Here is a 25,849-nt window from a genome sequence, read left to right on the forward strand (position 1 = left end):
AAAGGCTTACACCTTGGATTAGTTTTAAATTTTGAAGTATACTGTATTAAATCAATTTTTTTAAGCTGAAATCTGCCTGAAGTTGTGCCATTTCTTCTTTATCCATCATTCTCATCGAGTGAAGCCAAAGAATGTCTGCGTAGAACTTCTTATACCTGAACTTTTCCATGATGGTGTTGAATTCAGCTCTGGTCTCCAAACCTTTTTTGTGTCTGATAGCGCTCATGTTAGCCTGTAAAAATTGCTGAAAAGTAAACAAAAAGTTGATTGCTTCACCTGATGAATCTCAACCTTTTATAAAAAAAATCAGCCTTTAAAAATGGTAGCAGGTGCAAAGCCGAAGGCTGTGCGAAGTCTCCAGACTTCGCACAGCTTCACGCACAGCTTCACGCACAGCTTCACGCACAGCTTCACGCACAGCTTCACGCACAGCTTCACGCACAGCTTCACGCACAGCTTCACGCACAGCTTCACGCACAGCTTCACGCACAGCTTCACGCACAGCTTCACGCACAGCTTCACGCACAGCTTCATTTATTTTCATAACTTAATAAAGTGAAAGCAGGCTATATTATAAAAGATCAATCCAGACCTCATTTTTTAACAGCAACAGTTGTAGACTGGGTTGATATATTCAGCAGGCAAATTTACAGGGATTGCATCCTTGACAGCCTTACTTATTGTGTGCAGAATAAAGGGATGGTAGTTTATGGTTATGTTATAATGACCAATCACATTCATCTCATCATAAAATCTGAAAAAGGGGAGTTGTCAAATCTGCTAAGGGATTTCAAAAAGTTTACTGCCACAAAGATCCTGGAGCATCTTCAAAATTGTGGGGAAAGCAGAAGAGAATGGATCCTGGAGAGACTGGCACTAACTACTCTGACCCATAGCAGAAACAAGAACTATCAGGTTTGGAAGTACGGCAACCACCCCGAAGAAATTTACAGCTCAAAATTCTTGTGGTCAAAACTGGATTATATTCATCTGAATCCCGTACGCGCTGGTTTTGTGAGTCGTGCTTCACATTACACGTATTCCAGTGCTTCGAATTACGTAAATGGCAAAGGAATATTTGAGCATGTAACCCTGGCCGACAATCACGTTTCCAATTTGGTAATGCACCAAAGAATAAGAGATAAATATTACTAGGTGTGTTTAACTGCTGTGCGAAGTCAACTGCTGTGCGAAGTCTCCAGATTTCGCACAGCCTCACATCTACCTATAAACAAAAAAAGCCCCGGAAAATTCCGGAGCTAAATATTCTAAAGCCACATTTTTTACATTTCACTAAGCTACCTGCGACAGTGCTTCAGGAATATGGTTGTAATAATTTAATGAACTCTGATAAAAATTCAGGCTTCTTTTATCGTTTTTGAGGCAGGAAGAAAGAAAACGATCCAGATCCTGGCATTCGAAATTTACTGTGGTATATTCATGATCAGACACAGGAATTTCTGCCTTGATGGTATGTTTTTTATAATCGATCTCTACCCTTCGGGCTCCAAAATACATTTTGATGATACCCTTGTGAAGAGAGCTGAATTTTTCCATTTCTGTTTCACAATCTGTACAACTGCTATGAACAAAATTTTTAAATTCTTCAATAATTTGGGAGGGTTGAAATGATGTCATGAGGCTGATAGTTTTTGGTTAATTATTCTCTGCTTGAGGGGCCTAAATTAAGGTTTGAGGTGTTAAATAAGTTCTAACAAAATGTTGATTAATATAGAATTAACAACAAGGCTTCGCTCTTGTGAAAAATTTGGGAGGAAAGAGGGCGCTGGATAGTTTAAGTACTAAAGCGTTTTTAACAATTTTGTCTTAACCAGCGTGAATCACCCCCTCAAAATTGTCTTATGTACTTCCTGTTCACAGGCTTTTGCAGGAAAAATACTATCTTCATCAAAAACCAGGGTGTGAGTAAACAAAGAAAAGTAATCTGGATATCGGCCGGTGGGATTGGAATAGTTCTCCTGTTGTTACTGGCCAATCTCTACGTAAAAAACAGAATTGAGCAGAGACTCGAAAGTAAGGTGGGAGCTTCAGATTATAAAGATCTGTCTGTAAATATCTTCCTCAATAAATTTAGTGTGGAAGACCTGAAAATGGAGCAGGACCGGTTTGCCGGTAATGTGGATAAAATAAGTGTTAGTGGTATTTCCTACTATAAATACCTTTTTAAGAACGAGGTGGAGATAGATGAGCTCGAGCTAGGTTCCCCGCAAGTTAGCCTCTTTCCAAAAGATACTTCAGCAAAAAAAGATTCCGCTACACAGAAGGTGCACATAAAAAACTTCAGGATAGAGGATGGGAGTTTCAGCAAAAAAAGTGCAGAAACAGCTGCTGCCTCCATATACGCACATATTCCAACTGCTCACATGAGGAATTTGAAATCGGGGATGCAGCTTTCCGACTTTAATTCTTATGATGTGGAAATGGATACCGTTTTCCTGAAGATGAATTCCGAACATTATATTAATGCGGGCAATGTTTCGGCGGTAAACGGAGAGGTGAAAATCTCAGATTTTAAAATACGTTCCTTTTATCCCAGGAATGAATTCATTCAAAAGATCCCTTATGAAAAAGATCACATCACGCTCGATGTGAAGGCGATCACCCTGGACAGCCTGAATGTTGGAAAGCGCAAGGATTCTTTATATCTAAGAAATCATGAAATGACTATTAGCGGGGCCGAGCTCACTATTTACCGGGACAAGCAGGTGCGTGATGATCCCAGGGAGAAAGCTTTATACAGCAAATTGCTGCGGGAGGCGCCGTTGTTGCTCAACTTCGAAAAGGTGCTGGTAGAAAATAGTGAGATCGTTTACGAAGAGCAGGTAAAGCCCGAAGGTGGGCCTGCCATAGTGCGTTTCGCAGCTGTAAATGCCAACATCAATAATCTCCACAATATTCGGGAACTAAAGGCCCACCCTAAAATTACTGCCAATGCCGATTTTATGCAGGGTACACCCGTAAATATTGACTGGACTTTTCCCGTTTTTGATCCTCAGGACAAATTCCAGATTTCGGGCAGCTTTGGTAGGCTGGAGGGAGAGGCCCTTGATCCATTCCTGGTGCCATCCATGAATGCGCGGGCAAGGGGCACCGTGAATGACGTTTATTTTAATTTCTACGGAAATGATGATATCCTGCAGGGAGATTACAGGATGGAATATGAGAATTTCAAGATCGAGCTGCTCACCAAAGAAAAGGGGAAAGAAAAAAGCTTTTTAAGTTCCATTGCAAATCTTTTTGTGGACAATAACCAGGAACCCGATGAAGGGGAAGAACAGGATGTAAAGGTGGAAAGAAATAAACATCGTTCCTTCTGGAACTACGCCTGGAAAGGCCTTAGGGAAGGTTTGATCGATGCCGTGGGGCAGCTTTAGAAGGTTTAAGGTTTAATGTTTAAAGTTCAGGATTCAAGGGCGATTCTGATAATTATTTCAGGAAAAATCCTTTCAGAAATGTCCTTTTTAAGAGGTGAGTCCATATGTTTATAAAATTCCCGGCCTATCGAAAATCGATTGTGAAATTTGAAGAGAGATGGCGTTTAAATTTTCTGCTGTTTGAGCGTCCTTTAATTTTCTCGTTGCACTATTTTTTCTCGCGAGTTCAGAAAATTTAGACATCGATCGAAAAATTTAGATCTATTTTCGTAAGCCTAGATTTTTTGGTTCTTTTTCATCAATGGAAAAAGAACAAATATTCTTTTATACTATAATCATTATCTCTTCCCAAAATTTATACGGCGAGGCATTTCAAGAAGTTGAACTATTATCAAAAAATTTAATATATCGGAATAATTCCATTCAATGGGATTATTTCCTATTTTTGCTGAAAATCAGCAGCATGGATTATGAAAGGATAAAGGAGAAACTGAGTATTTTAGCCGATGCCGCCAAATACGACGTTTCCTGTTCTTCCAGCGGAAGCAAACGCAAAAATACCTCCAGTGGTCTGGGAGATTCTTCAGGGATGGGGATCTGTCATTCTTATACCGAAGACGGTCGCTGCGTTTCCCTTCTCAAGATCCTGCTCACCAATCACTGCATTTTCGATTGTGCCTACTGCGTTACCAGAAAGAGCAACGACATCAAACGGGCTGCTTTTAAGGTGCAGGAGGTGGTAGATCTCACCATCCACTTTTACCGGCGCAATTATATCGAAGGTCTCTTTCTGAGTTCCGGGATCTTTAAAGATGCCGATTATACCATGGAGCGGCTCATACAGGTAGCCAAAAAACTGCGGCTGGAAGAGAATTTCAACGGTTATATCCATCTCAAGTCAATTCCTGGCGCAAGTGACGAACTTATGCGGGAGGCGGGGCTCTACGCCGACCGGCTAAGCGTCAACATCGAGATCCCCACCAAAAGCGGACTCAAGCTCCTGGCACCCGATAAAAAACACGAAGATTTCATGAAGCCCATGGAAAAAGTGAAAAATGAGATCATCCAGTATAAACAGGAAAGCAAGCTTATAAAAAGCACCCCCAGGTATGCCCCGGCGGGGCAGAGTACGCAAATGATCATTGGCGCATCTGGCGAGAGCGATCGCGACATCATGTACTCGGCTAACTTTTTTTATAAGAAGTACAACATGAAGCGGGTGTATTATTCGGGATATGTGCCGGTGGCTGAAGATCCACGGTTACCGGCCTTGAACAGTCAGGTGCCGCTGTTGAGGGAGAACCGGCTGTACCAGACAGACTGGCTGCTGCGCTTCTACGGCTTTGATATTCGGGAGCTGCTGAATGAGCAGAATCTCAATCTTGACCTGGAAGTCGATCCGAAATTAAGCTGGGCGCTGCGCAACAGGCATCTCTTTCCGGTAAATATCAATCGGGTGGAGAAGCAGCTGCTGTTAAGGATTCCCGGTATAGGGTTAAAGTCGGTCAACAAGATCCTGCAGGCGAGGAAATTCCGGAAGCTCAACTGGGAACACTTAAAAAACATCGGGATCGCCATGAACAGGGCGAAACATTTTATCACCTGTGACTCCAGGGAATTTGAAGTAAAAGAACCTTCCAGCGAGTACCTCAAAAATGTCATTTTAGGCACCTCTTCGGGAAAGTTCAGGAAAGATATTGGAAGCCAGTTAAGCCTTTTTTAAATGGAACAGCAGGCGATACTTGTTTATGACGGGACCATGGAAGGTTTTCTTTGTTGCCTGTTCACAGCCTACGAAGAAAAGTTGAAGGTGGTGGATATAAATCCGCCGGGAGCACAGGCCGGGCAACAGTTGTTCACAGCATCCCGGGAGGTGATCACAGAACCCGATAAAGCCAAACGCGTATGGACTTCCTTGAAGAAGAAAGCCTCACCCGCCGGACTGCGGGATCTAAAATGGACATTTTTGAGTGAAATTCCGGGGATGGAGATGCACATGTACAGCATGATACGTTACATCCTTGCCGAAAATGTGCCGGTGGACCGGGATTTTTCCCATCCCGCGGTACTTAAAGTTTCTCAGGCGGCCAAAAAAGTGGGTCGGGAGAAACATCGCATGGAGGCATTTGTTCGCTTTAGGCTAACCAAAGATGAGGTTTATTTTGCGGCCATAGAACCCGATTTCAACGTGCTGCCGCTCATAAAAAGCCATTTTAAGAACCGGTATGCCGATCAAAAGTGGATCATCTATGATTTAAAACGGAATTTCGGAATAGCTTATGATCTTTCAGCCGTACAATTTATTACTCTGGATCTTGATCCCGCGATTGGCCTCTCCGGCGCGCCGGAGGCTTATTTTCACTCTTCAGAAATAGCTTTTCAGAAGTTGTGGGATCAGTACTTCACCAGTACCAACATCAAAAGCAGGGCAAATCAAAAACTGCATGTGCAGCACCTTCCCAAGCGGTACTGGAAATATCTTACGGAAAAGAACCTTTAAAAATGGCATTTTCATTCTTCTAACATTCAAGTGATAAAGATGAATTGCCACTGGCTTCAGCCAGTGGTTTAAAGAAGAGGTGAGATCAGGGCTTTAGCTCAAATTTCGGGGTTGTATATAAAAGGAACTGATGGAATAGGGGAAACTCCATTGGGCTAAAGCCCTATCTATCTTTATTTCATTAAATCCTCCGCCTAAAGGCGAAGGCAATTAAAGTCTCATCAGCATTCATTCTGAATATTTCCATTCTTCTACCATTCAAATGGTACAAATGAACTGCCACTGGCTTTAGTCAGTGGTTTAAAGAAGAGGTGAAATTAAGGCTTTAGCCCAAATTTCGGGTTGTATATAAAAGGAGCTGATGGAATAGGGGAAACTCTATTGGGCTAAAGCCCTATTTATCTTTAATTTCATTAAATCCTCCGCCTAAAGGCGAAGTCAATTAAAGTCTCATCACCATTCATTCTGAATATTTCCATTCTTCTGTCATTCAAATGGTACAAATGAACTGCCACTGGCTTTAGTCAGTGGTTTAAAGAAGAGGTGAAATTAAGGCTTTAGCCCAAATTTCTGAATGGTTTATAAAAGGAGCTGATGGAATAGGGACAACCCATTGGGCTAAAGCCCTATCTATCTTTATTTCATTAAATCCTCCGCCTAAAGGCGAAGGCAATTAAAGTCTCATCACCATTCATTCTGAATATTTCCATTCTTCTACCATTCAAATGGTACAAATGAATTGCCACTGGCTTTAGTCAGTGGTTTAAAGAAGAGGTAAAATCAGGGCTTTAGCCCAAACTTCGGGGTGGTATGTAAAAGGAGCTGATGGAATAGGGGAAACTCCATTGGGCTAAAGCCCTATCTATCTTTTATTTCATTAAATCCTCCGCCTAAAGGCGGAGGCAATTTAAGTCTCATCACTATTCATTCTGAATATTTTCATTCTTCCAGCATTCAAATTGTACAGATGAATTGCCACTGGCTTGAGCCAGTGGTTTAAAGAAGAGGTGAAATCAGGGCTTTAGCCAAAACTTCGGGGTTGTATTTAAAAGGAGCTGATGGAATAGGGGAGCCTTTATTGGGCTAAAGCCCTATCTATCTTTATTTCATTAAATCCTCCGCCTAAAGGCGAAGGCAATTTAAGTCTCATCACCATTCATTCTGAATATTTCCATTCTTCTGTCATTCAAATGGTACAAATGAACTGCCACTGGCTTTAGTCAGTGGTTTAAAGAAGAGGTGAAATTAAGGCTTTAGCCCAAATTTCGGGGTTGTATGTAAAAGGAGCTGATGGAATAGGGGAGCCTTTATTGGGCTAAAGCCCTACTTATCTTTAATTTCATTAAATCCTCCGCCTAAAGGCGAAGGCAATTAAAGTCTCATCACCATTCATTCTGAATATTTCCATTCTTCTACCATTCAAATTGTACAGATGAATTGCCACTGGCTTCAGCCAGTGGTTTAAAGAAGAGGTGAAATCAGGGCTTTAGCCCAAACTTCGGGGTTGTATGTAAAAGGAGCTGATGGAATAGGGTAGCCTTTATTGGGCTAAAGCCCTATTTATCTTTAATTTCATTAAATCCTCCGCCTAAAGGCGGAGGCAATTCAAGTCTCATCACTATTCATTCTGAATATTTTCATTCTTCTACCATTTAAATTGTACAGATGAATTGCCACTGGCTTGAGCCAGTGGTTTAAAGAAGAGGTGAAATCAGGGCTTTAGCCCAAATTTCGGGGTTGTATATAAAAGGAACTGATGGAATAGGGGAAACTCCATTGGGCTAAGGCCCTATCTATCTTTTATTTCATTAAATCCTCCGCCTAAAGGCGAAGGCAATTCACAGAAAATAAAAAAACAACATTCTAGTTCTAAAGATTCTTTTCTTTCTATGATTAGAACCTGAAACTCCCGAAGCTTCGGGACAGGTTGACCGAATCAAAGAACCTTCAGAAATGCTATTTTTGGGAGGTAAGGTTGTAAACCAACTTCATTCTGAATTTACTTCAGAGTTACTTTGATCTGCTCTTCGGAATAAAGAAGAACCTGAAACTCCCGAAGCGTCGGGACAGGTTGACGGGAAAAAACCTTCAGAAATGATATTTTTGAGATGTAAGGCTGTAAACTGACGTCATTCTGAATTTATTTCAGAATCCATTTTAGAGCGATATGTAATTCAGACATTTATGACCTGATTAAAATCATGTTATAAACAAGATAAGCCTGTTACTTTTGCGATCTAAATAAAGAGGTATGAGCACATCTTTGATTCAGAAATACAACGTTCCCGGCCCCAGGTATACCAGTTATCCCACGGTGCCGTACTGGAATGAAGCCGCATTTACGGTAGAACAATATAAAGAGACGCTAAAAAAGTCATTTTTGGAGAGCAATAGCAAGGAGGGGATTAGTATTTACATTCACCTGCCTTTTTGCGAGAGCCTTTGTACTTTTTGCGGCTGCAACAAACGTATTACCAAACGCCATGAAGTGGAGTCGCCGTACATCGCTGCGGTGCTCGAGGAGTGGGACATGTATGTGAACCTGCTGGAGGAAAAGCCGGTGATTAAGGAGATACATCTGGGTGGAGGAACACCCACGTTCTTTTCTCCCGCAAATCTTAAGATCCTTCTCGACGGACTTTTCGAAAAAGCTGTGCGGGCAGAGGAAACCGATTTTAGCTTTGAAGGCCACCCCAACAACACCAAACAGGAGCACCTGCAGTTGCTTTATGACCTGGGCTTTGAGAGGGTGAGTTACGGGGTTCAGGATTATAATTTTGAGGTGCAGCGGGCTATTCACAGGTTTCAGCCTTTTGTGAATGTGAAAAATGCTACTGAAGGGGCCCGCGAAATTGGCTACACTTCTGTGGGTCACGATCTTATTTTTGGTCTGCCTTTTCAAACCGTAGATCACATTCGGGAAACCATTGAAAAGACCAAAGAGCTGATGCCGGACAGGATCGCGTTTTACAGCTACGCCCATGTGCCCTGGATCAAAGGAAACGGGCAGCGCGGCTTTAAGGAGGAAGATCTGCCTTCGGCCGATGTGAAGCGGGAGATGTATGAAGTGGGGAAACAACTGCTCGCCGAAGCCGGTTATGTGGAAGTGGGCATGGACCATTTTGCACTAAAGAGCGATACGCTTTATAAGGCCATGGAGAACCACAAGCTGCACCGTAACTTTATGGGCTACACTTCTTCCAAGACCAAAGTGATGATAGGTTTGGGAGTTTCGGCTATTAGTGACAGCTGGAGCGGTTTCGCCCAGAATGTCAAGACCATTGAAGAATATTACGAGATCCTTGAAAAAGGAGAACTGCCTCTTTACCGCGGACATATTCTTACTGCGGAAGACGAGAAACTCCGCCAGCACATTCTAAATCTCATGTGCAACCTGGAAACTTCCTGGAAAGATGACGACATGAAATTCCCCGAACTTCCTGAAGTCCTCATCAACCTGAAAGAAATGGAAGCCGATGGTCTCCTGGAATTCGGGGATGAAAAATTGATCATCAAAGAATCGGGAAGACCTTTTGTTCGAAATATTTGTATGGCTTTTGACCTGTTGCTGCAAAGAAGCAAACCGGAGACGAGATTGTTTTCTATGACGGTTTAGGAAAGGGATTTAAGGTTGTAATTCAGGATTGAAGACTAGAAAATTGGGATAAAAAGGTACTCAAACTGCGAGGATCGGTTGCATTCTCATGGGTTAAAGAAAACCTTTGGAATTCATACCAATCTGAAAAGTAAAGGTTTCCCGAATGTTCTGGAAAACGAGAAATTTGATTTTCTGATGGATAGAAGAACTCCGAATCAATAAGTTTTTTACGTAAAATTTCCTCTGCTTGTTGGGGAGTTAGACCTTTATTATTTTCAAATATTACTTCTCCAAAGATCTTGTAATTTCCCTCATCACGGTGTAAGTATTGGAATGAAATATTTTTCTTCTGCATAACCTGTTTTTCCTGAAAAGTTACCAGGAATTTTTTATACTAGGTTAAAGAATTAGAATATTTGATATTGGTTGGTGAGAAATTCATCTAATTCTCTCTCAGAATAAAATTCGAATTGTGGCTCCTTGTTTTGTTGGAAAAATGAATTTAAAGCTATTTCACTTTCAAATAATCTGAAATGATATCCTTCGTAATTATATACAAAGCAAATAGATGTTTTAAGATAATCTGTAATGTCAATTTTTTCAATCGTTCTTGACGAACTAAGATATTGCACATCAGGTTGCTTTAAAATATTCATAGTATTCTTTTAAAGCAGAAAAACTTCTTTATTGTGCCAGCTCAAGGATTCCTGTGAAGGGTAATACTTTTCCTTTTCAGGGAGAATTATTTGCTTTCCTTCAAATTGTGAAAGAGTAAATCTCGATTCTTCTTCTTGAATAGATGGAGAAACCCTCACCAAAAAATTTGAATTTATCGTCAGCAGGCCCCTATCAAAAGCGCGATGCATGGTAGGTGATAGTGCAATACCATTTGTGACGGTATCATCTCCAGATAAACTAAAAGAGTAAATATGACAAGCATCTATCATTTGAAGGTTATGTGAAGATTTAATTTTCATTCCTGTGATACAGCAGGTGTGGCTATAAATTTTAGGAATGGTTTTTTTAAATAATCCCCCACGAACAAATAATTCCTCTTCATACTCATCTTCTTCCAAAGTTTCTTGCAGGCTCTGGATGTAACTTTGATATGCCTCTTTCGGCTCATTCAGGATTTGGTTTTCGATATTTTCTTCTTCATAGCTTCTGTCCAGTCTGGAATATAAATTTTTGGTTGTTGAGAAGTAATTGTCCAAAATGACCTGTTCAAACCACAATTGGTTCGGTGTCTCCTGAAGAAGTAAGAACAATTCCCTGTCGATTTCAGCATAGGCAATAGATTCTTTTAAATTTTTGAAGCTTTTTATACTTTTTGAACTGGTAGTGACAATCTCTTTTCCTGGCTTCGCTACCAAATACCAAAAAGCTTCGGATCGCAAATGAAAAAAAGGAAGTGAAAAATTCCGCTTGTGATCAGTGATTACTAATTGATTCCAGATTTGCTTAAAAGTCAGCAAGAGGTCTGAAGTAATGAATATTCGATTATTAGTAATTGCTCCACGAGAAATTAGCTGGATTATAGAAAGCAATAAAATTGGTTTATGAGGAGCTTTGCCCATATCCTTGACATAGGCGCACCTCAATTTCTTGAATTGAGAAGAATATTTTAGAATTGCTTCTTCTGTCATCACTAACCAACTGCTAATTTCTGACTTTCTTTCAAAATATAAGAAGGCATAGGTTCAAGAAGCCTCCACTCTACACTCATTGGTTTTTCGCCTTTTGATTTTATAAACTCTGTCTCACCCAAAAAGGTGTACGACATTGTGAATCCATATTCATCAACATTTTGCTCTCTTACAAAAAGTAAGATCTTTTTACCCAAATCTTTATGTTTGATATAAGATTCTCCCTTGGGTGAATTCGGGGAAATGCTATTCTGACTTTGCCAGTGAAATAGTGTTTTATTAACGGCGTAGTCCTCATACATCGTTGTTGGAGAATATTCCTTTTCGGTCTTTTTAAGAGTTACGAACAACGCTTCCACGTTTAGCTCCTTGTTATAAGCAGATCCCTCACGGTTAGAGGATTTTTTACTGAAGGTACTCATGCCGATTGCGGCTAAAATTTCTTCTCTATTATATCTACTGTGGAGCTTTAAAGGGAAAGGAAAATCTAAACGAATATCTTTTTCAACAAATTCTATTTTTTCTATTTGATGTTCAATAAACTCTTGCAACTCTTGAAGCATGACCTTGTTGTTTCTCAACAAAGTCATACTGTCTTTTATATCTGAAAAATCCAGTTTTATCCCTGCCTCCTGCCAAACATCGTAATGGAACATTAGCAGCATTTTTTCTTCCTCCTGAGTGAGCAAATCTAGGTTTGTATTTTCAGAAATTACTTTCTGAATAAACTGCAGATAGCTTAAAGAGTTACACTGGATGAGTTTCTTCTGCATACAAGTCGTCAGTTCTTTTTCCTGGGGCTCGTTAAAATCTGGAATTACCTTTGCATCTGCACACAGTCTTTTCCAGCTTCCTTTCCTATAAATTTGTCGAATCTCGAGATGATGAAACTCTAAGAAATTATTCAGGGAAAGTGGCAGGGTCGAATGGTTCTTAAACTGCTGAATTTTGGTTAGTAGCTGTGGTCTCCTAAATTCAGTTGCCTCTCGAATGTTTCTTAGAATAACTTCCTTAGCTTTTTTCTCCAGTACGATAGAACAACCTAAAGGTAAATGAGGAAATTCATCTTCTATTTCTTTTATGATTGAGGTGTGTGTTTTGCCTACCAAGGCTCTGAATTTATGTTCAAAATCGTATTCTGGACGGGCGTTACCCACAAAGTCCAAAACAGTTAAACAATCTTTATTTTCAGCAAGTCTGAGACCACGTCCTAATTGCTGAAGAAAAACGGTTAAACTTTCTGTAGGTCTTAGAAAAAGGACCGTGTCAATATTTGGAATATCTACACCTTCATTAAAAATGTCTACTACGAAGAGATAATTAATTTCTTTTTTCAGGAGTTGATTTCTCAAAAACTCCCTCTCCGAGCTATTACTACTAACTAAATAATTGGCTTTTAATTTAGCTATTGTAAATTTTTCGGCCATGTATCGGGCATGCTCTTGACTCACACAAAATCCTATAGCTTGTACATCATGAACATCTGTCAAATATTCCTCACAATTACGGATGATATCTGATACGCGTCTGTCATTTTCTGTATAAAGCTTTGTCAGTTCTTTTACCTCATACTTCCCATTCCTCCAATTTACTGTTGATAAATCAATAGCATCAGAAAGAGCGAAGTATTGGAAGGGACTTAAAAGCTTACGATTTAGAGCTTCTGGTAGTCGAATTTCTGCAGCAATCTTGTTGTGGAAATCTTCTGTTATGTCTCCTCCATCCATTCTTTCTGGAGTTGCTGTTAAGCCTAAAAGGATTTTGGGCTCAAATCTTTTAAGAATTGGACGATAGCTATCGGCCTTGATGTGATGCACTTCATCAACTATTATGTAATCATAAAAATCAAGTCCCAAATGGATGGTCTTTAAGCGATTGTTCAAAGTCTGAACCGATGCGAAAAGTTGAGTATATTTTTCTGGTTCATTTCCATCTACCCAAAGTTCTCCAAAATTCGAATCACGCAAGACATGCTGAAATGTTATCTGAGCCTGTTGTAAAATCTCTTTCCGGTGAGCAACAAACAAGAAATTTGCATTTGGATTTTCCAAATAGAACCTCCTAAAATCAAAAGCTGAGATTACGGTTTTTCCAGTTCCCGTGGCTGCCACCAGTAAATTTTTATTTCTATTATGGACTTCTCTTTCAGATTGTAACTTAGACAGAATTTCCTCTTGATAGGGATATGGTTTTAAATCGAAAAAGGTGGTAATTTGATTTGATCCGTAGGAACTTTGTTTCTTAAGAGCGCTGCTGAGTTTTTCCTTATCTCTTCCTTTTTCGTATGGTTCAAATTCGGGATCTTCCCAGTAAGTTTCGAAAGTCTTTTGAAACTTATTGATGATATGACCAATTTCCTGAGTTGTTACTTTCAGATTCCATTCTAAGCCATTAGTTAAAGCAGATCTGGAAAGATTTGAAGAGCCAATATACCCAGTATGAAAGCCAGAATTTCTTAGAAAGAGGTAAGCTTTGGCATGCAGGCGTTCATGTTCGGAATTGTATGAAACCTTTATTTCTGTATTGGGTAAAGAAGATAAATATTCAATGGCTTTTACATCTGTAGCTCCCATATAGGAAGTGGTAATAATTTTTAGGCTTTTACCACTGTTCGTAAATTCTTCTAATTCCTTCTTGAAAATTCTGATTCCGGAGTACTTTATAAAAGACACTAACCAGTAGATTTCATCGGCAGAAAGAATTTCTTTCCTCAATTCACTTTCCAATGAAATCCCAACGTTGTTTCCGGTGAAAAGTTCACTCTGGCTCATTCGAGTATAAGGAGTTATCTCCTTCAGTCGCGTTTCTAAACTTGAAAAGGGAAAATTGAGTTTCGAAAAAACAGCTTGCAAAATTTTACCCTCGCTTTCCAATAAGTTGTCGGATAATTCAACGTCCCCTAATTCTGAGACTAAGAGTTGTATTATCTTATTGGAGAGCTCAATTTGTTTTAGTGGCCGATCTTTTTCTTTGATCTCATTAAGAGCATACTTTATTGTTTCTGCTAGGTAAAGACTTAAATATTGCGAAGCTTCTTCTTTGTCCAAAGTCGTTTCGCTAATGTGAAATTTTTCAGAATCAACAGATTCTAATTTATTGGCGACCAGTTTGTTTATTAGCTGTTCGTAAAGTCCTGTTTCGAGGTTCATTGGATACTTTGAATATAATTTTGAACAATAGGTATGTCGGCTTCTGCCCAATCGTACTGTGACAAATCAGCAGGGAATACCCACTCAACCTTTAGATGTTCTTTTAAATCAATTTCAAATGTCTGTAGGGAACAGCGAAATGGAATTAGTTTGATTACTTTTTTATTTGAATAGGAGTGTGTATTAAAAGGTAAACGTTCATTGACTTTGATTTCTACACCTAATTCTTCTTTTATTTCTCTTTTTAAGCAGCTTTCCAGATCTTCAGCTTCTTCAACTTTGCCTCCGGGAAATTCCCACTTGAGCGGGAGGCTCATCTTTTCACTTCTTTGTGCACAGAGAACCTTTCCATCGTGTTCTATTATGGCACATGTTACTAAAATCACCTTTTGGGAATATTTTTTAATAAAAATAAGGAATTACTCAAGAAGAGTAGCAGCCTATTGTGATTTCTATTGTTAGCAAATTCAAGTTTGCTTTTTGGCACCCCTGTCTGTTCGCAAGATCCCCAAGATAGAGCCAAGCTTTGCCGGTTCAAAATTTCAATAATATTTATTCGGAAAAGCTAATTTCGTATCTTTGATAAAAGCTTGATGACTATGGATTTAGAAATAAGAAAAAAAGAATTTGTGCGGGAATTTCTGAAAGTTCAGAATGAAGAGATAATTATTCAACTTGAGAATATTCTTTGGAAGGAAAATAAATCTGTTCAGGATAAGGCCGAACCCATGAGTGTGGAAGAATTTAATTTAAGAATTGACAAATCCATGGATGATTCCCGAAGCGGGAAACTCGTAGAGGCATCCGACTTAAAAGCCAGAATGAAAAAGTGGAGTTAGGCATCTATTGGACTGAATTCGCAGTTAGAGAATTTGAAAATATCTTTGAATATTATTCCGAAAAAGCAAGTCCTCAGGTTGCCCGAAAATTGACAAACGGAATCTATAATGAAACTCTTAAATTAAAATCACAGCCTGAAATTGGTCAAATCGAGGAGTTACTTAGAGAACGCTCTGGGGAATTCCGTTATTTGATTTATAAAAGCTATAAAATTATTTATTTGCTCAACTATCAGAAAGACCGGATTGAAATACTGGATGTTTTTGATACCCGACAAAATCCACGAAAAATAAAAAGAACTGAATAGAGAAATTGTCTATTCCGGTGAAATTCTTTTTTCTCTCCTTATCTTTCTCTACTATAATTTTTTGTAGATAACCTTCCTCTCCTTAAAGAAGCTGGTTTTTTATTGTCTAAATTCAATTACAAGAATTTTTCCCCTTTTTAACAGCTTCCTTTATTCTTCTTATTCTAATTATTTCTAATTTTGGAAATATTCCAATTAATAGGAAATTATCCAATAATGGAGAAGAATAAAGCTATTTTACATCTCGACCTGGACACTTTTTTCGTGTCTGTAGAGCGCAGGTTGCATCCCGAGCTTAATAACCGTCCGGTGCTGGTGGGTGGTTTGGGAGATCGCGGGGTGGTGGCGGCATGTAGTTATGAAACGCGCCGCTATGGAGTACACTCGGGCATGGCGATGAAGGTGGCCCGGCAGCTGTGTCCCGCCGCCACTATTATCAAGGGAGAAACCACCACTTACAGTAAATATTCCAACGAGGTAACCGAGATCATACAAAATAAAGTACCCGCTTTTGAAAAAGCGAGTATCGACGAATTCTATGCCGACCTTACAGGTATGGACAAGTTCTTTGGCACCTACCAGTTTGCCACCGAGTTGCGAAAGGAGATCATCCGGGAAAGCGGCCTTCCTATTTCCTTTGGCCTCTCCCGCAATAAAGTGGTGTCAAAGATCGCCACGGGCGAGGCCAAGCCTAATAATCAAATCCTCATAGAAACCGGGGGCGAAAGGTCCTTTTTGGCACCGCTGTCTGTGCGTAAGATCCCTATGATAGGAGCTAAGACCTTTCAGACGTTGCTGGGGCTGGGCGTGCGGGAGATAAAGACCATACAGGAAATGCCGGTGGAGATGATGGAAAGTGTGCTGGGCAAGAACGGGCGCACCATTTGGAAACGAGCACATGGGATCGATGAGGTGCCTATCATTCCGTTTCACGAGCGCAAATCCATCTCGGCCGAACGTACTTTTCACCGGGACACCATTGATATGGTACAGTTAAATGCCACCCTCACTGCCATGACCGAGAGCCTGGCGTATCAGCTGCGGCGCGGGGATAAGCTTACGTCGAATATAAGTGTGAAGATTAGGTATTCAGATTTTAATACCTATACCAAACAGGCGACCATTCCCTACACCAGCGCCGATCATATTTTGATCCCAAAGATCGAGGCACTCTTTAGGCAGCTGTACAACCGGCGGTTGTTGATAAGACTCGTGGGAGTGAAGTTTGGCGGACTCGTAGGCGGGCATTACCAGATCAATCTTTTTGATGACAGCGAAGAGATGCTGGACCTGTACAACTCCATCGACCGCATTAGGAACAGGTTTGGGGAGAACAGCGTGATGCGGGCATCGACCATTGGCGGTACCAGCATAGGCGGAAGACAGAATTCCTTTGACGGCGCTCCACCTATGTTGTATGCGCACAGGCAAAATTAATCTTCGCCCTTTGGGCGGTTCAAGGTTTAAAGTTCAAGGTTGGTTCAATGATCAATAAACAATTAGCAATAAACTAATTTCTTTGCGGGCTTTGCGAAAGCTTGGCGGCTTTTGCGTGAAAAAGATTTGAGAATGTGATGATTTGAAAATTTGAAGATGAGATGTCTCCGTCAGTTCGAGTGAATTGGAGACTGCGAAAGCAGGATACAATTTATATCGAGAACAAGGGGCTGAGTACCCGGCCTTCTTCTCGATACAATTTTCCCTCGCTGCCGCTCAGAAAAATCACTCGAAGTGACGGCCATGGAAAAGTGGACAGTGTTCGGTGATCAGTGATCAGAAGTGCGCAGTTCGCAGTTCTTTTTCAACTCCCCGTCAGTTCGAGGGAATCTGGAACTGCGTGAGCAGGGACAGATTTGTATCGGGAACAAGGGAGTGACTGCCCGGCCTTCTTCTCGATACAATTTTCCCTCGCTCGCGCTCAGAAAAATCACTCGAAGTGACGGCCAGGAGAAAAAAGTGCTCAGTGTTCGGTAATCAGGGATCAGAAGTGCGCAGTAGGCAGTTCTTTTTCAGCTCCCTTTAGGGTTGGGGTAACTGAAAAAGAACACCCTAAAATTGGAATTTGGAATTTGACAAATTGGAATTTAAAACAGCATGTTTTTAAACAACCACACATACTACTCTCTCCGCTACGGGACTTTCCCGGAGAAGGAACTGTGTGAGCTGGCGGAAGAGAATGGAGCGACTGCGGTGGCGGTGACCGATATCAATAACACCTCGGCCTGCCTCAGCTTTTTGAAGACGGCTCAAAAATATGATTTTAAGACCCTCATTGGGATCGACTTCCGGAATGGGGTGCAGCAGCAATACGTGGGCCTGGCGCGGAACAATGAGGGGTTTAAAAATCTCAATGATCACCTTTCGGAACATTTGCATGTGGAAAAGGAATTCGCTGCTGAAGCTCCGCTGCTGGAGGATTGCTGGTTTATTTATCCGCTGGAGCAGGTGATGAGGTGTCAAAAACGGCATTTTAGAGATGATGAGTTTATAGGTGTTTCCGTGGAAAGTCTGCGCAAGCTGAAATTCTCCAAATATCTTGAACTTCGCGATAAACTGGTGCTGCTGCAAACGGTAAGCTTCCGGAATAAAAGAGATTACAATGCTCACCGCCTGCTGCGGGCCATTGATAAGAACATTTTGTTAAGTCAGCTGCCCGAAGTAGAACAGGGTTCTCCCACTCATAAAATGTTACCCGAAAATTCCCTTTTTGAAGCCTTTGCAGATTATCCTTTTATCCCAGAAAATACGCAGCGCCTTATCGATGGTTGCGAGGTCAACTTTGGTTTTGACAGCGCCCGCCAAAACCGAAACCTGCAGATCTTTGGCAACAGCAAAGAGGAAGATGCTGAAGTGCTAAGGGCACTTTGCTATAAAAAACTGCCGCGCCGTTATCCCAACGCTAATTCCGAAACTCTGGCGCGGGTAGAGAAGGAGCTGGACGCGATCATTAGCCTGGGTTTTGTGTCTTACTTTTTGATCAACCACGATATCGTGGAGTATGCCAAATCGAAGAATTACCCGTTCATTGGCCGGGGCAGCGGGGCGAATTCGGTGGTGGCTTACATCATTGGCATTACCAATGTAGATCCCATTGAACTCAATCTTTATTTTGAGCGCTTTATCAATGCGAGCCGTCACTCGCCGCCCGACTTTGATATCGACTTCTCCTGGAAAGACCGGCAGGATGTGACCAATTATATTTTCCGAAGATATAAGAATACTGCGTTGCTCGCTACTTATGTTACTTTTAAGCGGCGGGCTGTAATAAGGGAGCTGGGGAAAGTTTTCGGGTTACCCAAAGCAGAGATCGACAAGCTTTCTTCAGGCTATTTTGATCCTAAAGATATTGATGAGATGGAAAAGCTGGTGTTCCGCTACAGTGGATTGATCGCCGGATTTCCTAATTACCTGAGCGTTCATGCCGGCGGAATTGCCATTTTACAGGCTCCAATCCATCAATATGCCGCCACTTTTTTGCCGCCCAAGGGCTTTGCGACCATTCAGTTTGATATGAATATCGCCGAAGACGTGGGCATTTTTAAATTTGATATCCTCGCCCAGCGTGGCCTCTCCAAGATCACCGATGCCATTGAGATCATTAGGGAGAATCAGCCAGATGCTGTGGTCGAAGACATGGAGAATGTTTCAGCTTTCAAATATGATCCCAACATTAACAACCTGCTGCGCACGGGCGATTGCATGGGCGTATTTTACGTGGAATCCCCTGCCATGCGCGGATTATTTCAGAAGTTACAGACCGATGATTACCTGGGGCTGGTAGCGGCGAGTTCTATTATTCGGCCAGGAGTTTCCAACGGCGGGATGAAGGAGGAGTATATTAAACGCCACCGCGATCCCAACCGGCGCAAACAGGCGCATCCTGTTTTAGCTGAGATCCTTCATGAAACCTACGGCGTCATGGTCTACCAGGAAGATGTGCTCAAGATCGCCCACTATTTTGCCGGGCTCTCCCTCGAGGAAGCCGATATCCTGCGCCGCGGCATGAGCGGGAAAAAACGGAATGAGGTAGATTTTCGAAAGCTGGAGGATAAATTCCGCAACAACTGCAGGGAGAAGGGATATTCCGAAGAACTTATTGAAGAGGTGTGGACCCAGATCATGTCCTTTGCCGGCTACGCTTTTCCGAAGGGACATTCGGCCTCCTATGCCGTGGAGAGTTACCAGAGCCTTTACCTGAAATTTTACTTTCCGCTTGAGTTCATGGTGGCCTGCCTCAATAACGGCGGGGGCTTTTATGATGTGGAGACTTATATTCAGGAGATAAGGAAGTGCGGCGGCAAAGTGCATCCGCCATGTATTAACCAAAGCGATCACCACACGGTGATCTATGGAAAAGATATCTACCTGGGGCTGGGTTACATCAAGGAGCTGGAGATAAAGGTAGTGCAGCGTATTTTGGAGGATCGCAATTTCTTCGGAAGTTATAAGTCTTTTGATGATTTTATCGACCGGGTGCCTATTTCCATAGAGCAGCTGAGTATCCTGCTGAAGATCGATGCTTTCCGCTTTACCGGCGTAGATAAGCACCACCTGCTGTGGAAGGCTTATTTTAAGCTGAACCGTTCCCGCACCCGCAGCGGGCAAACCCTGTTGTTCCGTCCGCCGCACCGCGATTTCAACCTGCCGGAATTATCGCATTCCATGCTGATTGATGCCTATGACCAGATGGAGCTGCTGGGTTTTTCCCTGCACGACCACTTCAAACTCCTCAAACCCGAAAACTACCGCAACCTGCAGCGGCCCGGAGTGGTGATGGCCAAAAACCTGAAGCAGCATCTAGGTAAGACCATAGAGATCTACGGCCACCTTATTACCGCCAAACGCACGCCAACTGTCAACCGGCAGTATATGTGCTTTGGGACTTTCTACGACCGCGCGGGTGATATTTTCGACACGGTACAATTCCCCCGTGCGGCAGAGCGGTTTCCGCTGCACAGCAAGGGGATCTATCTATGTAAAGGAAAGGTAGTGGAGGAGCTGGATTATATATGCATCAACATAGAATGGCTTGAAAGACAGGAAACAGTAGGAGATCCAAGATATATAAGCAGCACCCGCATGAAGATCTCTTTTAGGGAAGATGGGAAGGGGATGATAATTAAGTGATCAGTGCTCAGTGATCAGTGGGCAGTAAAGTTAGATTTACGAAATAAGAAGTACGAGGTTCAGGACCCGTGATAAGGGCAGGGTTGTCATTTCGACAGAGCCTTTTCTTTTGAGAAAAAGAAGAGGCGACGAGAAATCTCATCTTGCTATGTACAAGTATTGAGACAAGAGACTAAGTGCCCAGCCTTCTTCTCGATACGATTTTCCCTCGCTCCCGCTCAAAAAAATCACTCGAAGTGACGGCCATGAAATTTGAGAATGTGATGATTTGAAAATGAGGTTAAAAAAAGGAATCAGTGTCGGTGATCAGTGGTCATTACCTCCCCCACTTTTGAGCGGGACTACCGTACATTATGATTTTTTTGAAGATTTATTTGGAGCAGCAAAAGAAAGCCCCAGAGGTGCGAAATATCTGTAGTCCGGGGTTTTAACCCCGGGTTTAGGTGGACCTCTATGACAAATGCCTAATTAAGAATGAAGCGTATCAGGGCAGTTTTAAGGAAAAGTAGTAAAATTATAAATTCATTATCTTTAATAAAAAGCTCAGAAATGGAAGCAACAGAATTAAAGCGGCGGTTGATTGATTACATAAATAATGCAGATGAGGAAGTGCTAAAGAATATCCAGGCCCTGGTGGAGAATCATGAAAAGGATCAGGTAGTTGCATATACTGTTGAGGGAAAACCTCTAAACAAACAGGAATTTCAAAAGGAAATTGCGGAAGCTGAAGCAGAATATGAAAAGGGAAACTTCAAAACCCATGAACAACTGAAAAAGGAAGTAAAAACTTGGAAAAAATAATTTGGACAGATAAAGCTAAAACTTCTCTGCACCATATCTGGAAATTTTATGCTGAAGTTAATCCGGAATTAGGTGATAAAATAGTTAATGAAATTCTTCAGGGTGTAGCAGGGATGATCTTTTTGGAACAGTATCAATTGGGGGAAGCGCTATCGCAGAATTATTGTGAGACACTTTAAAATTATTTATCGCCCTATCGAGAATGGTATACTGGTATTACAGGTTATTGATACCCGGCAAAATCCTGAAAAACTTAAAATAGAATAATTGTGTGTTTTGATCAAAAGTGTGCAGTAGTTAATTTTCTCTGCACTCCTTTGCGTTTGATCTTTGCGGTCTCTGGGAGAAATGATTTGAAGATGAGGTGAAAAAAATGATCAGTTTTCGGTGATCAGGGAAGTTCAGCAGGTTGTCATTTCGACAGAGCCTCTTCTTTTGAGAAAAAGAAGAGGCGACGAGAAATCTATGGCCACCTTATCATCACCAAACGCACCTCAACTGTCAACCGGCAGTCATATTTCATCAGTAATATATTCGGTTTATTGAAAAATAACTGCGCACTAAAGCACTGCTAATTGCCTACTAAATTTCCTCTTTCCCAATGGGGTGATCTTCGTACCAGTCGTCGAAGGTTTTATCTGTAGAATAATTGTCGGTGATGACTTTATAAACGGTAAGAAGCCACCAGGCCTGTCCGGCGATTACGGTATAGAACACTATATCATAAGAAACATTATAGAATACCATTACCGCTACCGATACCAGTAGCAGAGTCGCAACAATAACATAAAAGTGGGCCGAAATTCTCATATCCTTAAGATAGCAAAGAACAGCGCCACAATGAGTTAACGGACTAATAAATCAATCCATTTTAGCAGAAGTTTGACTTTTTGTTAAGATATTCCTTAAGAGCAGTAAACCGGCAGTTAGTGGCAGGAAAATGCTGCTGTAAGCGAGCAGGCGAAAGTAATCTTCAAAAAGCGGAAGTTCCAGCCAGGTCACCGTTCCTTTGTAGAAAATAAGGGCTTCGGTCATAAGAAAGGCTGCAAAATAGAGCCAGAAAATCCATTTTGGAAGTTGCAGGAGCCTGGTGTGAGAGAGAAAAGCAAGTAGAGTAATGGTCACCACACCAAGAAAAACCCAGTGCAGGTATCCTATTACAAAATCGGGAAAGCTAAAAGCGAGATTCGCGAACCATGGAATAGCCGATAGTAGTTGTAACAGGAGCTTAAAGATGAGCACAATCCCTGCTATGCTTAGCAGGAGTTTTAAAAATGAGGAAAAACGAAGTTGTTTCCAAAAAGGGGAAACGATCTTCAAAAACTTCACAAATGCAGTGATTTGCAGGATTGCTCCCAAACCACCTAATATGTAGTAGATCCAGTGCGGCTCTGTCCAGAGAACAGATAGGAAAAATCCAAGAACCACTGCGGCATTGAGTTGCCAGAAGAAGCTTTTAAAATCCTCTTTTTGAGGCTTCAGGTTTTGCTGTTCCATGAAGTAAAAAAAGATCCCGAGGAGCGCAAGGATAAACCATGCGTTGTATTGAAAATGCAGGTAGAAATATATCGACAAATTGTACCAGATGCTGGTATTACCCAAAGTGGCCATAACGCCACCTATGGCCCAGGGACCAATACTGGAGACCACCATATACCACAGGGATGCTTTAATGAGTTTAAAGGAATAGGTGTTCTTGTAGGGTGGCGGAGTCTTCTTCAGGATAAACCAGGCCATAAAATAGGAGGCAATGAGAAAGAGCGTGGAAAATATGATCGAAAAAAGAGCATATCCTGTGAAGGGAAATGTGACCAGCATTCCTATTAAGGTGATCTGTGTAAACCAGAAAATACGTTTGTAGATCCTTCCGAAGCCGGCTTCAGAAAAATACATTTTATAGATAAGCGTGGTAAGAGCAATGTAAACCCAGCCCAGCAATGCGATATGTGAATGGGAATGCACTACATACCGAAAATTAGCAGGAATGGGAATAACAAAAAAGAACCGGAGGAACACTCCCAGCAGCCCTACAAGGAAGAAATATCCAAGAGCAATGTTAGCGTGCTTTTTAAGATCGATCATGTTTTAAAAGTAGGAAAAAGAGAGGAGGCAAAAAACCGCATTTTTGACACCCCAAAAAATGGGATAGAAAAACAGCTTTTTGCCTCCTCAGTAAATTTGAGTTTATACTTCTACGGGTTCTTCTTTCCGTAATTTTTCTTTTTTAGATGCCGGCAACTTCTTGCGGCTGTCAAGAGTAAATACAAACCATACAAAGGCAAACAGGCCTACTGCAAAAATTGTATCTCCAATTGCCCTCATCCAGCGCAGCGTATCCATTCCCGGTTGCTGCATAAATTCGGCAGAACGGGCATACCACATTCCTTCATTTACACTGGCTACTGTTTGTAGCAGGCCTATTGGAAGGACACTGAGCAGTACCATAAGAATAAGACCTATATTAATAGACCAGAAGGAGAAACTCAGCAGTTTATCATTCCATACCTGTACTCTGTACAAACTTCTAAGTACAAACAGCATGAGGCCGATTCCAAGGAAACCATATACTCCAAAGAGAGCGGTGTGTGCATGAACTGCAGTGGTGTTTAGTCCCTGCATGTAGTAAAGGGCGATTGGAGGATTGATAATAAATCCAAAGATCCCTGCTCCCAAGAAGTTCCAGAAGGCTACGGCTATAAGGCAGTAAATAGGCCATTTGTAATCCTTAAGCCATTCTGTAGCTTTAGACAGTTTGTAGTTTTCATAAACTTCATAACCTATCAATACCAGCGGTACTACTTCCAGGGCGCTAAAGGTCGCTCCTAAAGCCATTACGGCTGTTGGGGTACCACTAAAATAGAGGTGGTGAAATGTTCCCAGAATACCTCCCGAGAGGAAGATCACGGTAGCCAACAGCACACTTAAAGTTGCTGTTTTGGTACGTAGCAAGCCAAGTCTTACGAAAAGGAAGGCAGAAACTACTGTGGCAAATACTTCAAAGAAGCCTTCTACCCACAGGTGCACTACCCACCAGCGCCAGTATTCGGCAATCGCGAGATTTGTTTGTCTTCCCCACATAAGTCCTGCTCCATAGAACAAAGCAATGGCTGCGGAAGAAACAAGGAACATGATAAGCAGGTTTCTTTCTGAAGTTCTTTGACGTATTACCGGTATAAGTGGTCTCACCATAAGCGCGAGCCATACAAAGAGCCCTACAAACAGGAATATTTGCCAGAATCTTCCCAGGTCCACGTATTCATAACCCTGGTGTCCAAACCAGAAGTTCTCTGCCAGTCCCAGTTTTTGCATGATTCCCATCCATTGTCCGGCCATAGAACCAAACACAATTATCAAAAGGCACACAAATAAGAAGTTAACTCCAAATTTCTGAAACTTAGGATCTTTTCCTGAAACTGCAGGCGCGATATAAAGTCCTGTGCCCAGCCAGGCAGTAGCGATCCAGAGGATTCCAAGTTGTACGTGCCAGGTACGGGATATTGAATAGGGGAGAATTTCGGCGAGGTCAAGACCATAGAAACCGTCTCCTTCAACTCCGTAATGTGCAGTTACTACTCCAAAGGTTACCTGGATAAGAATGAGAACACATACTATCCAAATGTACTTTTTCACCGCCAGCATAGAAGGCGTAATGGTTTGGTCCATTAATGGATCTTTCACCGGTCTTTCCAGCTCTTCCTCTTCTTTCATTCGGGCGTGGTAAAATACCATTAGACCAATTCCAACCAGAAGAAGAATAATACTAAATCCAGTCCAGATTAAAAGATCTCCGGTTGCCTTGTTGCCTACCAAATCATCTGGGGGCCAGTTATGGGTGTAGGAGACATCACTGCCGGGACGTTCTGTAACAGTTGCCCAGGTGGCCCAGAAAAAGAAGCCGGCCATTTGGTGCATCCTTCCCTCGTCCTTTATGGAATTGGGAGGAATGGCGTAGTAATCCCTCAATTCATCCAGTTCGGGGTTCTCCATGAAGAGTCCGCGGTAATAGTCACTAAGATATACTACGGCTTTTGCTCTCATAGGAGAGATGGTTATGGTGTTATCGGTTTCATTATAGGTGTTCTTTCTCAACTCCAGTTGTAACCTTCTTTCAAGGAGCGCCTGTTTTTCACTTTCCAGTTCCTCGTAAGTTTGACCATAATCTTCCTGTGACCATTCACCCAGTATAAACAATGCCTCCCGGTGGAGCCAGTCTGCGGTCCAGTCGGGGGCCTGGTATGCGCCGTGGCCCCATATGGAGCCAACTTCCTGCCCCCCCATACTTTGCCAAACGTTCTGCCCGTCTTTAATATCCTGACCTTCGAAGACGATCTCTCCTTCGGTAGTGACTACTTTATCGGGCATTGGAGGCGCTTTTTGATAGATCTCAAAGCCATAGTAACCAAGGATGGCAAAGGATGCGGTCACTACCAAAAGGAAAACGATCCATAATTTTCTTTCTTTACTCATTCGTACTTAATTAAAAGCC

The 25,849-nt window shown here is 41.8% G+C and carries 21 protein-coding genes; 11 read left to right on the forward strand and 10 right to left on the reverse strand.

Annotated features, from left to right (window positions below):
• Positions 1 to 46 precede the first annotated feature (46 nt).
• Positions 47 to 226 carry a hypothetical protein gene (locus tag LA313_RS08105; protein ID WP_228914177.1) on the reverse strand — a complete coding sequence of 60 codons (180 nt, stop codon included), beginning with the start codon at positions 224 to 226 and terminating at the stop codon, positions 47 to 49.
• Positions 227 to 306: 80 nt separating this feature from the next.
• Entirely contained in the window at positions 307 to 534 is a 228-nt protein-coding gene (locus LA313_RS08110) for a hypothetical protein (protein WP_228914178.1), read from the reverse strand.
• Between the two features lie 21 nt (positions 535 to 555).
• Here LA313_RS08110 and LA313_RS08115 point away from each other — a divergent pair, with 21 nt between their 5' ends.
• Entirely contained in the window at positions 556 to 1,155 is a 600-nt protein-coding gene (locus tag LA313_RS08115) for an REP-associated tyrosine transposase (RefSeq protein WP_228914179.1), read from the forward strand.
• A 138-nt stretch (positions 1,156 to 1,293) separates the two neighbouring features.
• On the opposite strand, the gene LA313_RS08120 is transcribed toward LA313_RS08115, so the two are convergent.
• Complete coding sequence (locus LA313_RS08120) at positions 1,294 to 1,638, reverse strand: hypothetical protein (protein WP_228914180.1); 345 nt, start codon at positions 1,636 to 1,638, stop codon at positions 1,294 to 1,296.
• A gap of 284 nt (positions 1,639 to 1,922) precedes the next feature.
• On the opposite strand from LA313_RS08120, the gene LA313_RS08125 reads away from it, so the two are divergent.
• The 4 genes from LA313_RS08125 (at position 1,923) to hemN (ending at position 9,511) form a co-directional block, all read left to right on the forward strand.
• Positions 1,923 to 3,395: an AsmA family protein gene (locus LA313_RS08125; RefSeq protein WP_228914181.1), complete on the forward strand. Its 1,473-nt coding sequence runs from the start codon at positions 1,923 to 1,925 to the stop codon at positions 3,393 to 3,395.
• 463 nt (positions 3,396 to 3,858) lie between these two features.
• Positions 3,859 to 5,118 (forward strand): putative DNA modification/repair radical SAM protein, encoded by a 1,260-nt coding sequence (locus tag LA313_RS08130; protein ID WP_228914182.1) that lies wholly within the window; start codon positions 3,859 to 3,861, stop codon positions 5,116 to 5,118.
• The gene (locus LA313_RS08135; RefSeq protein WP_228914183.1) at positions 5,119 to 5,895 is read left to right on the forward strand and encodes a TIGR03915 family putative DNA repair protein; all 777 of its coding nucleotides are present in this window, start codon (positions 5,119 to 5,121) and stop codon (positions 5,893 to 5,895) included. It abuts the gene before it with no gap.
• A gap of 2,251 nt (positions 5,896 to 8,146) precedes the next feature.
• Entirely contained in the window at positions 8,147 to 9,511 is a 1,365-nt protein-coding gene (gene hemN, locus LA313_RS08140; RefSeq protein ID WP_228914184.1) for an oxygen-independent coproporphyrinogen III oxidase, read from the forward strand.
• 22 nt (positions 9,512 to 9,533) lie between these two features.
• Here hemN and LA313_RS08145 read toward each other — a convergent pair whose 3' ends face one another.
• The 4 genes from LA313_RS08145 to LA313_RS08160 all read right to left on the reverse strand — a co-directional run bounded on the left by LA313_RS08145 (position 9,534) and on the right by LA313_RS08160 (position 14,674).
• A complete protein-coding gene (locus LA313_RS08145; protein WP_228914185.1) occupies positions 9,534 to 9,848 on the reverse strand; it encodes a hypothetical protein in 315 nt (104 codons plus the stop codon).
• A 310-nt stretch (positions 9,849 to 10,158) separates the two neighbouring features.
• Complete coding sequence (locus LA313_RS08150) at positions 10,159 to 11,139, reverse strand: HNH endonuclease (protein ID WP_228914186.1); 981 nt, start codon at positions 11,137 to 11,139, stop codon at positions 10,159 to 10,161.
• Positions 11,140 to 11,141: 2 nt separating this feature from the next.
• Positions 11,142 to 14,288, reverse strand: coding sequence for a DEAD/DEAH box helicase (locus LA313_RS08155; protein WP_228914187.1), 3,147 nt, complete (start codon positions 14,286 to 14,288; stop codon positions 11,142 to 11,144).
• A complete protein-coding gene (locus tag LA313_RS08160) occupies positions 14,285 to 14,674 on the reverse strand; it encodes a (deoxy)nucleoside triphosphate pyrophosphohydrolase (protein WP_228914188.1) in 390 nt (129 codons plus the stop codon). Before LA313_RS08160 ends, LA313_RS08155 begins: the two co-directional genes overlap by 4 nt.
• Before the next feature lie 213 nt (positions 14,675 to 14,887).
• Between LA313_RS08160 and LA313_RS08165 the strand changes: the two genes are divergently transcribed.
• The 6 genes from LA313_RS08165 (at position 14,888) to LA313_RS08190 (ending at position 21,542) form a co-directional block, all read left to right on the forward strand.
• Positions 14,888 to 15,127: a hypothetical protein gene (locus tag LA313_RS08165; RefSeq protein ID WP_228914189.1), complete on the forward strand. Its 240-nt coding sequence runs from the start codon at positions 14,888 to 14,890 to the stop codon at positions 15,125 to 15,127.
• A complete protein-coding gene (locus LA313_RS08170) occupies positions 15,118 to 15,435 on the forward strand; it encodes a type II toxin-antitoxin system RelE/ParE family toxin (RefSeq protein ID WP_228914190.1) in 318 nt (105 codons plus the stop codon). The genes LA313_RS08165 and LA313_RS08170 overlap by 10 nt, the downstream gene beginning before the upstream one ends.
• Positions 15,436 to 15,651: 216 nt before the next feature.
• On the forward strand, positions 15,652 to 16,872 hold the full coding sequence (gene dinB, locus LA313_RS08175) for a DNA polymerase IV (RefSeq protein ID WP_228914191.1): 1,221 nt from the start codon (positions 15,652 to 15,654) through the stop codon (positions 16,870 to 16,872).
• 657 nt (positions 16,873 to 17,529) lie between these two features.
• Complete coding sequence (locus LA313_RS08180; RefSeq protein ID WP_228914192.1) at positions 17,530 to 20,562, forward strand: DNA polymerase III subunit alpha; 3,033 nt, start codon at positions 17,530 to 17,532, stop codon at positions 20,560 to 20,562.
• Positions 20,563 to 21,111: 549 nt separating this feature from the next.
• A complete protein-coding gene (locus LA313_RS08185) occupies positions 21,112 to 21,363 on the forward strand; it encodes a hypothetical protein (protein ID WP_228914193.1) in 252 nt (83 codons plus the stop codon).
• Positions 21,351 to 21,542, forward strand: a complete 192-nt coding sequence (locus LA313_RS08190; RefSeq protein WP_228914194.1) for a type II toxin-antitoxin system RelE/ParE family toxin — start codon at positions 21,351 to 21,353, stop codon at positions 21,540 to 21,542. The genes LA313_RS08185 and LA313_RS08190 overlap by 13 nt, the downstream gene beginning before the upstream one ends.
• A gap of 403 nt (positions 21,543 to 21,945) precedes the next feature.
• Here the strand turns inward: LA313_RS08190 and LA313_RS08195 are convergent, their stop codons facing one another.
• The 3 genes from LA313_RS08195 to LA313_RS08205 form a co-directional block, all read right to left on the reverse strand.
• Positions 21,946 to 22,173, reverse strand: coding sequence for a hypothetical protein (locus LA313_RS08195; protein ID WP_228914195.1), 228 nt, complete (start codon positions 22,171 to 22,173; stop codon positions 21,946 to 21,948).
• 51 nt (positions 22,174 to 22,224) lie between these two features.
• A complete protein-coding gene (locus tag LA313_RS08200; protein WP_228914196.1) occupies positions 22,225 to 23,445 on the reverse strand; it encodes a hypothetical protein in 1,221 nt (406 codons plus the stop codon).
• Between the two features lie 102 nt (positions 23,446 to 23,547).
• Entirely contained in the window at positions 23,548 to 25,830 is a 2,283-nt protein-coding gene (locus tag LA313_RS08205; protein WP_228914197.1) for a nitric-oxide reductase large subunit, read from the reverse strand.
• Between the last annotated feature and the right edge of the window lie 19 nt (positions 25,831 to 25,849).

Source organism: Salinimicrobium sediminilitoris (genome assembly GCF_020866905.1).
In the GTDB taxonomy this organism is placed as follows: Bacteria; Bacteroidota; Bacteroidia; order Flavobacteriales; family Flavobacteriaceae; genus Salinimicrobium; species Salinimicrobium sediminilitoris.

What these genes read in the sequence shown, in the direction of transcription:
- LA313_RS08105 (WP_228914177.1), bottom strand. Translation starts at nt 226, where the DNA reads ATGAGCGCTATCAGACACAAAAAAGGTTTGGAGACCAGAGCTGAATTC.
- LA313_RS08110 (WP_228914178.1), bottom strand. Translation starts at nt 534, where the DNA reads ATGAAGCTGTGCGTGAAGCTGTGCGTGAAGCTGTGCGTGAAGCTGTGC.
- LA313_RS08120 (WP_228914180.1), bottom strand. Translation starts at nt 1,638, where the DNA reads ATGACATCATTTCAACCCTCCCAAATTATTGAAGAATTTAAAAATTTT.
- LA313_RS08130 (WP_228914182.1), top strand. Translation starts at nt 3,859, where the DNA reads ATGGATTATGAAAGGATAAAGGAGAAACTGAGTATTTTAGCCGATGCC.
- LA313_RS08135 (WP_228914183.1), top strand. Translation starts at nt 5,119, where the DNA reads ATGGAACAGCAGGCGATACTTGTTTATGACGGGACCATGGAAGGTTTT.
- hemN (WP_228914184.1), top strand. Translation starts at nt 8,147, where the DNA reads ATGAGCACATCTTTGATTCAGAAATACAACGTTCCCGGCCCCAGGTAT.
- LA313_RS08145 (WP_228914185.1), bottom strand. Translation starts at nt 9,848, where the DNA reads ATGCAGAAGAAAAATATTTCATTCCAATACTTACACCGTGATGAGGGA.
- LA313_RS08150 (WP_228914186.1), bottom strand. Translation starts at nt 11,139, where the DNA reads ATGACAGAAGAAGCAATTCTAAAATATTCTTCTCAATTCAAGAAATTG.
- LA313_RS08155 (WP_228914187.1), bottom strand. Translation starts at nt 14,288, where the DNA reads ATGAACCTCGAAACAGGACTTTACGAACAGCTAATAAACAAACTGGTC.
- LA313_RS08165 (WP_228914189.1), top strand. Translation starts at nt 14,888, where the DNA reads ATGGATTTAGAAATAAGAAAAAAAGAATTTGTGCGGGAATTTCTGAAA.
- dinB (WP_228914191.1), top strand. Translation starts at nt 15,652, where the DNA reads ATGGAGAAGAATAAAGCTATTTTACATCTCGACCTGGACACTTTTTTC.
- LA313_RS08180 (WP_228914192.1), top strand. Translation starts at nt 17,530, where the DNA reads ATGTTTTTAAACAACCACACATACTACTCTCTCCGCTACGGGACTTTC.
- LA313_RS08185 (WP_228914193.1), top strand. Translation starts at nt 21,112, where the DNA reads ATGGAAGCAACAGAATTAAAGCGGCGGTTGATTGATTACATAAATAAT.
- LA313_RS08195 (WP_228914195.1), bottom strand. Translation starts at nt 22,173, where the DNA reads ATGAGAATTTCGGCCCACTTTTATGTTATTGTTGCGACTCTGCTACTG.
- LA313_RS08200 (WP_228914196.1), bottom strand. Translation starts at nt 23,445, where the DNA reads ATGATCGATCTTAAAAAGCACGCTAACATTGCTCTTGGATATTTCTTC.
- LA313_RS08205 (WP_228914197.1), bottom strand. Translation starts at nt 25,830, where the DNA reads ATGAGTAAAGAAAGAAAATTATGGATCGTTTTCCTTTTGGTAGTGACC.